Source organism: Aeromonas sp. QDB20 (assembly GCF_027707805.1).
In the GTDB taxonomy this organism is placed as follows: domain Bacteria; phylum Pseudomonadota; class Gammaproteobacteria; order Enterobacterales; family Aeromonadaceae; genus Aeromonas; species Aeromonas dhakensis.
In genome coordinates this window covers 1-11,474 of the sequence record NZ_JAPCJC010000005.1, presented here as the reverse complement: position 1 = coordinate 11,474, position 11,474 = coordinate 1, and the positions used below count along the sequence as shown (strand labels likewise).

Annotated in this window: 10 protein-coding genes; 7 read left to right on the top strand and 3 right to left on the bottom strand. The window is 56.9% G+C overall.

The features are described from left to right. Positions 1 to 2 precede the first annotated feature (2 nt). Positions 3 to 2,393, top strand: a complete 2,391-nt coding sequence (pbpC, locus tag PG897_RS07465) for a penicillin-binding protein 1C (RefSeq protein ID WP_024942786.1) — start codon at positions 3 to 5, stop codon at positions 2,391 to 2,393. Between the two features lie 100 nt (positions 2,394 to 2,493). On the opposite strand, the gene PG897_RS07460 is transcribed toward pbpC, so the two are convergent. Further along, the gene (locus PG897_RS07460; protein WP_201885059.1) at positions 2,494 to 3,453 is read right to left on the bottom strand and encodes a hypothetical protein; all 960 of its coding nucleotides are present in this window, start codon (positions 3,451 to 3,453) and stop codon (positions 2,494 to 2,496) included. Positions 3,454 to 3,631: 178 nt separating this feature from the next. Here PG897_RS07460 and thiI point away from each other — a divergent pair, with 178 nt between their 5' ends. Next, a complete protein-coding gene (thiI, locus tag PG897_RS07455) occupies positions 3,632 to 5,080 on the top strand; it encodes a tRNA uracil 4-sulfurtransferase ThiI (protein ID WP_010634336.1) in 1,449 nt (482 codons plus the stop codon). Positions 5,081 to 5,153: 73 nt separating this feature from the next. Here the strand turns inward: thiI and PG897_RS07450 are convergent, their stop codons facing one another. Further along, positions 5,154 to 5,510: a hypothetical protein gene (locus PG897_RS07450; RefSeq protein ID WP_010634335.1), complete on the bottom strand. Its 357-nt coding sequence runs from the start codon at positions 5,508 to 5,510 to the stop codon at positions 5,154 to 5,156. Between the two features lie 136 nt (positions 5,511 to 5,646). After that, positions 5,647 to 6,279, bottom strand: a complete 633-nt coding sequence (locus tag PG897_RS07445; RefSeq protein ID WP_005299661.1) for a trimeric intracellular cation channel family protein — start codon at positions 6,277 to 6,279, stop codon at positions 5,647 to 5,649. Positions 6,280 to 6,694: 415 nt separating this feature from the next. Between PG897_RS07445 and flaA the strand changes: the two genes are divergently transcribed. From flaA to fliS, 5 genes are all read left to right on the top strand, one after another. Further along, on the top strand, positions 6,695 to 7,612 hold the full coding sequence (flaA, locus tag PG897_RS07440) for a flagellin A (RefSeq protein WP_024942783.1): 918 nt from the start codon (positions 6,695 to 6,697) through the stop codon (positions 7,610 to 7,612). Positions 7,613 to 8,201: 589 nt separating this feature from the next. Then, positions 8,202 to 9,116 (top strand): flagellin B, encoded by a 915-nt coding sequence (flaB, locus tag PG897_RS07435; protein WP_024942782.1) that lies wholly within the window; start codon positions 8,202 to 8,204, stop codon positions 9,114 to 9,116. A gap of 38 nt (positions 9,117 to 9,154) precedes the next feature. Further along, the gene (locus tag PG897_RS07430) at positions 9,155 to 9,598 is read left to right on the top strand and encodes a flagellar protein FlaG (RefSeq protein WP_024942781.1); all 444 of its coding nucleotides are present in this window, start codon (positions 9,155 to 9,157) and stop codon (positions 9,596 to 9,598) included. 27 nt (positions 9,599 to 9,625) lie between these two features. After that, positions 9,626 to 11,035, top strand: coding sequence for a flagellar filament capping protein FliD (gene fliD, locus PG897_RS07425; protein WP_024942780.1), 1,410 nt, complete (start codon positions 9,626 to 9,628; stop codon positions 11,033 to 11,035). A gap of 25 nt (positions 11,036 to 11,060) precedes the next feature. Then, the coding region (fliS, locus tag PG897_RS07420; RefSeq protein WP_270828830.1) for a flagellar export chaperone FliS at positions 11,061 to 11,474 on the top strand (414 nt) is incomplete at its 3' end.

Sequence of the window (11,474 nt, the reverse complement as noted above, 5' to 3'; positions counted from 1 at the left end):
TGATGGGTCGCAGACGCTCTCTGGGCAACGACCCCTCCCTTGAGCGGGTTCGCCCGCTCACTTTCTGGCAGCGTGGCTGGCTGAAATTAGGCCGCGCTGGCGGGCGCTGGCTTGGCTGTCTGCCGCGCTGGCTGCGCTTTTCTGGGCTGGGCGTTGTAGCACTGCTCCTGTCATTGCTGGCGCTGGATCGTATTTTTCCGCCGCCGCCACTCGACCCGGCCTACGCGCGGGTGGTGCTCGACATGAAGGGGCGACCGCTGCGCGCCTTTGCCGATACCAGCGGGGTGTGGCGCTACCCCGTGACCCTGGAGCAGGTCTCCCCCCGCTATATCGAGGCGTTGCTTGGCTACGAGGATCGCCATTTCTGGCGTCATCCCGGGGTCAATCCGGTGGCCATGGTGCGCGGGGTCTGGCAGTGGCTGCGCTACGGGCGAGCCGTGTCGGGCGGTTCGACCCTCACCATGCAGGTTGCCCGCCTTATCGAGCCCTATCACAGGAGCGTGCCCGGCAAGCTGCGTCAGATGGCCCGTGCGCTGCAGCTGGAGTGGCACTACGACAAGCGCACCCTGCTCACCGTCTACCTCAACCGGGCGCCGTTTGGCGGCAATCTGGAGGGGGTGCAGGCGGCAAGTTTTGCCTACCTTGGCAAAAGCGCCGCCAAGCTGACTTATGCCGAGGCTGCGCTGTTGGCGGTGCTGCCGCAGGCTCCCAGCCGCAACCGGCCGGACCGGCACCCCGAACGGGCTCGCGCGGCTCGCGACAAAGTGATGCAGCGGCTGGTAGCGCAGGGCGTCTGGCCCGAGGAGGTGTGGCTGGAGGGGCGCATCGAGCCGGTGCTGGCCCGCGGTCACTTCACGCCGATGGAGGCACCGCTCTTTGCCCGCCTCGCCGCCGACAATCAGGCCGGGGCGCTGGTGCACACGACCATAGACGGGGATCTGCAGCGCTGGCTGGAGGGACGGGTGGCGAGCTATATCCGTCGCTTCCCGGAGCAGACCTCAGCGGCGTTGCTGTTGGTAGATAACAAAACCATGGCGGTGCGCGCCTATGTGGGCAGTGCCGAGTATGGCAATTTGCGCCGCCACGGTTATCTGGACATGGTGCAGGCGATCCGCTCCCCCGGCTCTACGCTGAAGCCCTTTATCTACGGTCTGGCCATGGATGAGGGGCTGGTGCACTCGGCCTCCCTGCTCTCCGATGCGCCAAGGTTGGGATCTGACTATCGTCCCGCCAACTTTTCCGGCGCCTTTCAGGGGCCGGTGACCCTGGCCCAAGCGCTGCAGCAATCCCTCAACGTGCCGGCGGTACAGGTGCTGGAGGCGCTTGGGCCGGACAAACTGGTCAGCCGTCTCGACAACGCCGGGGTGCGACTGGCACTCTCCGACAAACCCAATCCGGCCATTGCGCTGGGGGCGGCAGGCATTCGGCTCGAGCAGCTGGTGGCGCTCTACAGTGCGCTGACCCGTGAGGGACAGGTAGCTATGCCGGTCTGGCTGGCGGGGCAGCAGGCGGTGTCGCGCCCCTTGCTGAGTCCGGGAGCAGCCTGGATCATCTGGCAGATATTGAGCGTGCAGGGGCGGGCGGATCAGCCCTTTGCCAGCGAGGCGACCGGCCGGGTCAACCGACTGGCCTGGAAGACCGGCACCAGCTATGGCTATCGCGACAGCTGGGCGATGGGGGTTTCTGGTCGCTGGACCATAGGCGTCTGGTTGGGGCGCCCCGACGGCACCCCCATGCCCGGTTTTTACGGCCAGAGCGCGGCAGTGCCGCTGCTGCTCTCGGTCTACTCGCGGTTGGCTGACAGCAGCCCCCTGCCGGCACAACCCAATACGGTGAGCGAGGCCGAAGTTTGCTGGCCGCTGGGGCGCAAGGCGAGCGCGACCCTGCCTGAGGCCTGTCTGCAGCGCCAGAGCGCCTGGCTGCTGGAAGGGCGCGATCCCCCCACCTTGCCGGATCCCATGGATTGGCCTTCGCCGCTGCGCCAGGTTGCGTTGACCGTTCAGGGAAAACCCACTCTGAGCCGCTGTCAGGATGCGGCGCAATCCGGTTTTCGGGCGCTCTGGCCATTGTCGCTGGAGCCGTGGCGGGGGCCTGGCGAGCGGCGCCAGGTGCTGCTGGCAAGCCACTGTGCGGGGGAGGGGCAGAGCACCGAGCTGCATGCTCCCATTCGCATCCTGGCGCTGGGAGAGGGCAACCTTGTTCGCAGCCAACGCTATCGGCTGCAGCCCAAGGTGCTGGGGGGCGTCGGCAAACCGGCCTGGTTTCTCAACGGTCAGCGGCTGCGCTGGGACGGGGATCAGGTGCTGAGCGAGGCGGGTCGCTATCAGCTGGTGGTGGTGGACGAGGCGGGTAACAGCGATCGCATCGAGTTTCGCTTGGAAAATCCCTCCTGAGGGGAGGCGCCTGTTTTTGGGGGGTCAGAATATTGACGACATCGGGGGATGACTCCGATGCCGTCAGCGGATTGTCGATCCTCGGCAGGCCGTCTTGGCGTCAGGGCTTGACCTGCCCCAGCCGGGTGAAGAAGTGCTGACTCTTGCGCTGGTGGAAGTGGCTCTTCTTGATGGAGTGAAACACCAGCTTGCTGTCCGGGTGGCTCGCCTTGAGGCGATGGATCATCGCCATGGCCGGTAAGCCAGTACTGACGAGCGTGGTGAGCGGCAGACTCTGGGTCTGCGGCCCCAGCAACTGGTTGAGCCCCTGCTGCGCCTGCTCGAAGCGGGTCAGCATGGCGGGCTCGGCGTAGCCGCTGCCCAGCATGGCGAGCAGGGCATCGAGCGCCTGATTAAACTCGGCCAGCTGCTGGCGAAAGCCGCTGCGACTGCGCAGGGCGATCAGCTCTGCAAACGGGATGTCGGCCAAGTGAGTGGGCACTTGCAGCGGGATCTCCAGATGGAAGCAATCCTGGCCACCGCGGTTGTGATAGCGCGATTCGAGCAGGTGGAGCAGCCGGTCCAGATAGTCGTGATCGGTGATGAGGGCCCCCTCATTGGCGAGTGCCCACTCGCGGGCGAGCCGCATGGAGAGCAGGTTGGCAAAGCGGCGCGCCATCCTGAACCCGCCCTCCTCCCGGCTGGCAAAACCGTGAGTCAGGCAAAAGCCGTGCAGCCGCTCCAGCCCCGCCTGGGCCGGGCAGAAACAGTCGTGGTTGGCCGGCGTGCGCCAGCGCCCGATCAGCTCCTTGTTGCCAAACACCTTGTGACGCACGAAGTCGGGGGCGACAAGGCCGGCAATCTGACTCTCTATCTGGGGGGTGATGGCGGCAAAGAAGGCGGCATCCGGCCGCTCGGCCAGCAGATCCGTCTCCTGCTCGAGGGTTTGCAGCAGGGCGGTGAGGCCGCTCTTCTCACTGACGGTGAAGACGAAGGCGAGCCGCTCCAGATAGAGCAGGGCAAACTTGAGCCACAGCTCGTCGCGCACTTCCATGCCGGGGTAGTAGATATAGGTCTTCATCGAATGGGTCTGTGGTCAGGAATGTTGCCAGGGCGCAGGTTCGGGAATATACGCAAGATTGCCTCGCTGCGGCAAACATTGCGTGGGGGAATGTGAGCAAACGCTCATCCAGTAGGCGCTGGCCACAAAGTTCTGATATAATTCGCGCCCTTAAATCAAGGTCACCCGAGTCATTACCATGAAGTTCATTATCAAGCTGTTCCCGGAAATCACCATCAAGAGCAAGTCGGTTCGCCAGCGCTTTATCAAGATCCTGCAGGGCAATATCCGCAATGTCCTGCGCCGCTTCGACGACGATGCCCGGGTGCGGATGGATTGGGACAAGCTGATCGTGAGCTCCCGCAATGACCAATTCCGTGAACAGGCCATCGAAGCCCTGGCCTGCATTCCCGGCATTCAGGCCTTCCTCGAGGTGCAAGCCAGCAAGTTTACCGACCTGCACGACATCTTCGAGCAGGTGAAAGCCGTGTGGGGTGACCAGCTCGAGGGCAAGACCTTCTGCGTGCGCGCCAAGCGCCACGGCAAGCACGAGTTCTCCTCTCTCGAAGTGGAGCGCTACGTGGGCGGTGGCCTGAACCAGCACTGCGTGAGCAACGGCGTGCGCCTCAAGAACCCGGATGTGAAGATCAACCTCGAGATCGACGGCGAAGAGCTGTTCATCGTCAGCGCCATCCACCAGGGGCTGAGTGGCATGCCCATCGCCACCCAGGAAGATGTGCTGAGCCTCATCTCCGGCGGTTTTGACTCGGGCGTGGCCTCCTTCCAGTTCATCAAGCGCGGCTGCCGGGTGCACTACTGCTTCTTCAATCTGGGTGGTGCCGCTCACGAGATCGGTGTCAAGCAGGTGGCTTATCACCTGTGGAACCGCTTCGGCTCTTCCCACCGGGTGCGTTTCACCGCGGTGGACTTCGAGCCTGTGGTGGCCGAGATCCTCGAGAAGATCGACAACGGCCAGATGGGCGTGGTGCTCAAGCGGATGATGATGCGTGCCGCCGCCAAGGTGGCCGACGAGTTCCAGATCCCGGCGCTGGTGACCGGCGAGTGCGTGGGTCAGGTCTCCAGCCAGACCCTCACCAACCTGAACGTCATCGACCGAGTGACCGACAAGGTGATCCTGCGCCCGCTCATCACCTGGGACAAGCCGGACATCATCAGCGAAGCGCGCCGCATCGGTACCCTGGAGTTCGCCGAGACCATGCCGGAGTATTGCGGTGTCATCTCCAAGAAGCCGACCGTGAAGGCCGATCTGGCCCGCATCGAGGCGGAAGAGGAGAACTTCGACTTCGCCATTCTGGACAAGGTGGTGGCCGAGGCCCGTTACCTCGACATTCGTCGCATCGGTGAAGAGACTGCTGCCGAAGTGCAGGAAGTGGAGACTACCGCCGAGAGTGGTGACAACGAGGTGATCCTCGATATCCGCTCCATGGATGAGCACGACGAGAAGCCGTTGCTGGTGGAAGGGCGTGAGGTCATGCATATCCCCTTCTTCAAGCTGGCTACCGCCTTTGGTGATCTGCCCAAGGAGAAGACCTACCTGCTCTACTGCGATCGCGGCGTGATGAGCAAGCTGCAGGCGCTCTATCTGAAAGAGAAGGGCTTTGCCAACGTCAAGGTGTACCGTCCGTAAGGTGACGTTCCTGCGTGCATAAAAAAATCCGGCCAATGTGCCGGATTTTTTTATTTCACTTGCAGGTTGAGGCTCAAGGGCAGGGGACCGGGGTAAAGGTGGACTGCCCCTGACAGCGCCATCCCATTTCCGCCTGGCGCATCTGCCACAGGTTGTTGCTGCGAAACAGGGTCAGGATGTAGATCATGTCGCTCTTGGTGCCATCGAGGGCTACCGAGAGTACCAGATCGTTGTCCAGCTGCTGCGCCTGGATGCGACTGGGTATGTCGCTGTGGCCGACGAAACGCAGGGCCACTTCACGATAGTCATTGACCCAGCTCTGCTGGGCGGTGCTTGCCTGACGGATCTGCTGGTTGAACTGCTGCACCGGGGTGGACGCGAGCCGACCAAACAGTACCTGAGCTTCAGCCTGCGCCGTTGCCACATTCATCAGTAACAGTGATGCGATGAGTCCAAGTTTTTGCATGAGGGATTCCGGCTTACAACACTGCATCCTATGACAACAGAAAAGCCTGCTTGGTTCAACGCAACCGGGCCGGGAGTGCGACCTGACGCCGGTTGTGAGGTCAATTGCGCTGCAGCGAGAAGGTAGGCAGTGACAGATGCCAGTAGATGGCGGCCACCCGCAAACCAAACACCGCCGTCATGCAGATGAGCATGGCGGTCACCTGATCCACGTTTATCTCCAGCGCCAGAGTATAGAGGATCCCCCCCAGGATGCAGGCGGTGGCATAGATCTCTTTTTGCAAGACCATGGGCACCTCCCGGGCCAGCACGTCACGGATCATGCCGCCGGCCACCCCTGTCATGGTGCCCATCAATACGGCGATCAGTCCCGATGTACCAAAGTTGAGGGCTTTTTGTGCTCCGATCACGGTAAAGAGCGCCAGCCCGAAGGCGTCGGCGACCGGCAACACGTACCAAGGCATGCGACGGGGCAGCTTGACCATCCACATGCCGATCAGTGCCGTGGCGATCACCACCCAGATGTAGAGAGGGTCCCGTACCCAGAAGACCGGGGTGGCCCCCAGTATCATGTCGCGGATGGTACCGCCGCCGATGGCGGTGACCGCTGCCAACACCATGACGCCAAAACCGTCCATCCTGAGACGACCCGCCACCAGTACGCCCGAAAACGCGAATACCGCAGTACCAAACATGTCGCTGATGTAAACAATCTGCTCAACCAGTGTCTGCATGGAGAACAACTCACGTCCAATTGTTGATGGGGCCGCGATTTTAGGGGGGATTGCGGTGTCTGACCAATGGCTGCCTGCAAGAAGTGGGAGCCAGACCCAGTTTTTCTCGGCTGCAATGGCACCAGCCAGCGCGATGCATCTGAGCGGCGTCATGTCGCAGGGGAGGTGGACATAGACCTGCGCCCGGCCCGTTGTCGCAAGCCTGATGAATTCAATGAGCAAAACAGGGCACTTTTTTCCTCAAGTTCAGCCGGAACATGCCGATATATAGGGTAAGCGGCGTTAATGCGATGAAGCGTTGAAAATAATGCTAAAGACATCGAAAAAGAGGCCGTTAAATAAGAAGCATCGAACAGGAAAGACAATAAAGTTCGAGCAAATTAAATAGTAAATTTAATAGCTTAGGAGAATAGTCATGGGTCTTTATATCAATACGAACGTTTCATCGCTCAACGCTCAGCGTAACCTGATGAACACCAACAAATCTCTGGATACATCCTACACCCGTCTGGCATCCGGTCTGCGCATCAACAGCGCCAAAGACGATGCCGCCGGTCTGCAGATTTCCAACCGTTTGACCTCCCAGATCAATGGTCTGGATCAGGGCAACCGCAACGCCAACGACGGTATCTCCGTCGCCCAGACCGCCGAAGGCGCCATGGAGGAAATCACCTCTATGCTGCAACGAATGCGTACCCTGTCCCAGCAATCCGCCAATGGCTCCAACAATTCGGATGACCGAGTGGCATTACAGGCTGAGTATAAACAACTGAATACAGAAATTAACCGTATTGCAAAAGACACAACGTTTGGTGGTCAAAATTTACTCGATGGTAAGTACAAGGGCACTTTTCAAGTCGGTGCGGATGCTGGGCAAACTATTTCTTTTAGACTAGACAAATTCGCATTCTCGCTAAGTGGAATTGCTGGTGGTACTACAGGTAAAGCAACAGTAGTTGCTGATACGACCACTAGTGATGCTTTCAAGGTAACTAAATCAACTACAGGGAATGTAAATTTTAGTGATATCAAGTCAATTACCAGCTCATTAAATGCACAAAAATCAATGGCTAACCTAGACTTTATGATTAAAGCAGTTGATAGTAAAAGGGCTGACTTGGGCGCAGTACAAAATCGTTTTGATTCTACCATTCGTAATCAGGCTAACGTGTCTGAGAATGTCAGCGCTGCGCGCTCACGTATCCGTGATGCTGACTTTGCCACTGAAACTGCCAACTTGACCAAGCAGAACATTTTGCAGCAGGCAGCCTCGACCATACTGTCTCAGGCGAACCAGCGGCCGCAGTCTGCACTTTCCTTACTACAAGGCTAACAAAAGAAAACAGGGCGGTTGTTCAGGCCGCCCTGGTCAAGAGATGGAACAAAGGGGTGTTCGGGTCGCACTCTGTTCTATCGTGAGAGAAATGCTTCTCTACTACTTATGTAGTATGCAATGCCAAGTGTTGTCCAGTTGTTCAGTTCTGTCACGCTTGGTCATATTCTCCTGAGCGTATGCTCGTTTTAGGCCGGTTTACCGGCCTCTTTTTATTGTGCCGTCAAATTGACGCCACTCCACCATAGAAAGCACAAACTGTGCCAACATTCTGATTTCATCTCCTTCGCACCAGCGTTAGGGCGCACTCCCGAGCACTGGGGACGGCTTGCCACCATCTTGCCGCTTGCCGGATAAAACTTGCCGCTTTAGGCAACAATTTTCCTAAAGCTTATGTGAATGTTGCCGCTAACTAAGATGAAGCAATCGAGGGGTGTTCGGAATCCAACGTTTGCACTACTGCGGGTGGCCTGTTCGTTCAAACAGACACCCGCCAGAAGAATCAGGCTCGTTCAACCTGTTCTTCTAACGGTGGGACGCCGCTTTGGCGGCGCAACCCGCAGTCGCATGTTCTTCGGGAGAATATTTTATGGCCATGTATATCAACACGAATACTTCATCACTGAACGCCCAGCGTAACTTGATGAACACCAACAAGTCCCTGGATACGTCCTATACCAGACTGGCTTCCGGTCTGCGTATCAATACAGCCAAGGACGATGCTGCTGGTTTGCAGATCTCTAACCGCTTGACTTCACAAGTCAACGGGTTAGATCAGGGTAACCGTAACGCGAATGATGGTATCTCTGTTGCGCAAACGGCAGAGGGTGCAATGGATGAGATTACCAACATGTTGCAACGTATGCGTACGTTATCACAACAATCGGCTAACAGCTCCAACAACTCGGATGATCGAGTAGCATTACAAGCTGAATATAAGCAATTAAATACAGAGATAAATCGTATCTCCAAAGATACAACTTTTGGCGGTCAAAATTTACTTGATGGTAAATATAAAGGCACGTTTCAAGTTGGTGCTGATGCTGGTCAAACCATTTCATTTCGATTAGATAAATTTGCGTTTACTCTAAGTGGCATCGCTGGTGGGACAACAGGCAAAGCAACAGTGGTTGCTGACACAACGACTAATGATGCTTTTAAAGTGACAAAAGCCACTACGGGCAATGTGTCTTTTACTGATATTAAATCTATAACAAGCGCCTTAAATGCACAGAAATCAATGGCTAACTTGGATTACATGATTAAAGCTGTGGACTCAAAGAGGGCAGAGCTTGGTGCGATTCAGAATAGGTTTGATTCGACCATTCGCAACCAGTCCAATGTGTCCGAGAACCTGAGCGCTGCACGTTCTCGTATCCGTGACGCAGACTTTGCGACCGAGACAGCCAATCTGACCAAGCAGAACATTCTGCAACAGGCAGCGTCCAGCATCCTGGCGCAAGCCAACCAAAGACCGCAATCTGCTCTGTCCCTGCTGGGCTAACAGAAAAGCAGTGATGAGAAAGTAAAAGGAGCGACGATATGGCCAATGAAATTGGGATCCCGTCATCGGTCACTCCTTCTTCTCTTCAGTCAAGTAGCAAGAGCGGCCAATCGGCCGCTCAAGTGCTATCTGGCACGACGGAAGAGCAGCGGGTGATGGCACAACAGGATGTGAAAAGACAGCAGGATGCTCTGGGTGGTGAAAAAATCGCCAAACAGGGTGTATCCAATGCCGATATTGAAAATGAGGTCCAAAACTTGCAGGAGTTCAGCAAGTTGCAAGGTTGGACTGTCAATTTCAGTGTTGAGAATGATCTGGATCAGGTGGTCATCAAGGTGATGGACGCCGAGACCAAGTCAATGATCCGGCAGATCCCGAGTGAGGAGCTGCTGGCCATCAGCAAGCGGATCAAGGATCTGCGTGAGGGTGATGTATCCGGCGGCGGTTCGCGGGTCGGGCTGCTGCTCGATAACGAGATCTGATACGAAAAAATTAAGAGGAGAGAGAGTATGCCCACCATTACGTCTGCCGGTGCCGGCTCCGGACTCGATTTGGAGTCAGTGATTGCTGCCAGTGTCGATGCCAAAAAGGCACAACTGATGCAGCCCATCACCACCAAGAAGACCAACACTCAAATCACTCTCTCCGGTGTGGGGCAGCTGAAGTCTGCCATCGCCTCGTTCGTGACCACTCTGCAGGCCATGGCGAAGGATGATGCGTTCAACAAGCGATCCATCAACATTACCCAGGACAAGGACAAACCCGTGCTCAAGGTGGAGAGCAAGGCGGGGGCCTCCAACGGTCAATATGACATCAGTGTCGAACAATTGGCGAAGTCCAGTAAATTTGACGGTACCTTCGACTCGTCGACGACCCCCCTCATCACCCAGGACGGGAAACTGACGTTCAAGGCTGGCGATAAAATGTTCGATGTCGACGTCAAAGCTGGCGATTCGTTGCAATCCATCCGAAAGCGCATCAACAATGACGCAGACAACTTCGGTCTGAGCGTCAACATCATGAATACCTCAGATGGTAAATCCAAGCTGATGATCGACTCCGGGGTCAGCGGCGACGGCAAGGATCTGCAGATCACCGGCAGCACCACCGAGTTGACCGACAACCTGGTGTCCAAGTTGACCCAAAGCCAGAGCGCTCAGGATGCCAAGATCAAGGTAGATGGCAACGCCCTGACGAGTGCGACCAATACCTTTGATGGCACCATAGTCGGGCTCAAACTGACCGTGCTCAGAGAGTCGGATAGCACGACCTCTACCGATGTAGGTGGCAATCCGGTCAAGACCTACAGCTCGAACAAGGTTGACATTAGCACTGACAAGGCCGGTATCAAAGATATGGTCAAAAGCTTTGTCGATGGTTACAACGCGCTGGTGAAGAAGAGTAATGAGTTGGGCAAACGTAGCTCTATCGTGGCTGGAAAAAACCAAAATGATGGTGGAGCGCTGGCTGGTGATGCGACAACACGCGCAGTGATCAACATGATGGGCGGTGCTATCAACGAGCCCTCACAAAAATCCTCAACCTATTCAACGATTTTCCAGATGGGTATCAAGATGGATAACAAGGGGGTATTGTCTATCGACGATACCAAGTTCAGCGAGGCCATCGACAAGAACTTTGATCAGGTGGTTGCTGTGTTTGGCGGCAAGGATGGGGTTGCAGGCAAGCTGGCCAGCCAGCTGGAAACCTACTCCAAGACCGGTGGCCTGTTGGCCAAACGGGAAGATTCGCTCAATACCGATCTGCGCGAAGTAAGCCGCAAGGAGTCGGATATTACCGCCCAGCTGACCAAGTATCAGGAGACCTTGCGGGCCCGTTATGGCAGCCTGGACAGTATGCTGGCTAAGATGAACAAGTCGGCCTCTTATCTGAATCTGCTCAATACCAAAACGAATTAATACGTAGTCAGGAGCCGTGCCTCTTATGTATCGGAAAAATATCAAGGCTTACACCACCCAGAATCTGCAGTCCGAGCTGGCGGTGGCAGATCCCTACCGGGTGATCCAGCTGTTGATGCAGGGTTGCCTCGAGCGTCTTGCCCAGGCCCGTGGTGCCATCGAACGTCGTGATTTCGAGGCCAAGTCCCAGTCCATCTCCAAGACCATGGCCATCATCAACGGTTTACAGGACTCTCTGGATCTTTCTTATGGTAAAGTTCCAGAGGATCTTTTTGCTCTGTATGACTATATGAAGGTACGGATGATGGATGCCAGTCGCGACATGGACATGGCCGCCATCGACGAGGTGATGAACCTGATGCTCGCGAATTCAACTTCGAAGTGCGACACTCGCCTATGCCGCCTGACGGTACTCTTCGAATACCTTGACAGGCTGCCT

What these genes read in the sequence shown, in the direction of transcription:
- PG897_RS07430 (WP_024942781.1), top strand. Translation starts at nt 9,155, where the DNA reads ATGGCCAATGAAATTGGGATCCCGTCATCGGTCACTCCTTCTTCTCTT.
- pbpC (WP_024942786.1), top strand. Translation starts at nt 3, where the DNA reads ATGGGTCGCAGACGCTCTCTGGGCAACGACCCCTCCCTTGAGCGGGTT.
- fliD (WP_024942780.1), top strand. Translation starts at nt 9,626, where the DNA reads ATGCCCACCATTACGTCTGCCGGTGCCGGCTCCGGACTCGATTTGGAG.
- PG897_RS07460 (WP_201885059.1), bottom strand. Translation starts at nt 3,453, where the DNA reads ATGAAGACCTATATCTACTACCCCGGCATGGAAGTGCGCGACGAGCTG.
- PG897_RS07445 (WP_005299661.1), bottom strand. Translation starts at nt 6,279, where the DNA reads ATGCAGACACTGGTTGAGCAGATTGTTTACATCAGCGACATGTTTGGT.
- flaB (WP_024942782.1), top strand. Translation starts at nt 8,202, where the DNA reads ATGGCCATGTATATCAACACGAATACTTCATCACTGAACGCCCAGCGT.
- PG897_RS07450 (WP_010634335.1), bottom strand. Translation starts at nt 5,510, where the DNA reads ATGAATGTGGCAACGGCGCAGGCTGAAGCTCAGGTACTGTTTGGTCGG.
- thiI (WP_010634336.1), top strand. Translation starts at nt 3,632, where the DNA reads ATGAAGTTCATTATCAAGCTGTTCCCGGAAATCACCATCAAGAGCAAG.
- flaA (WP_024942783.1), top strand. Translation starts at nt 6,695, where the DNA reads ATGGGTCTTTATATCAATACGAACGTTTCATCGCTCAACGCTCAGCGT.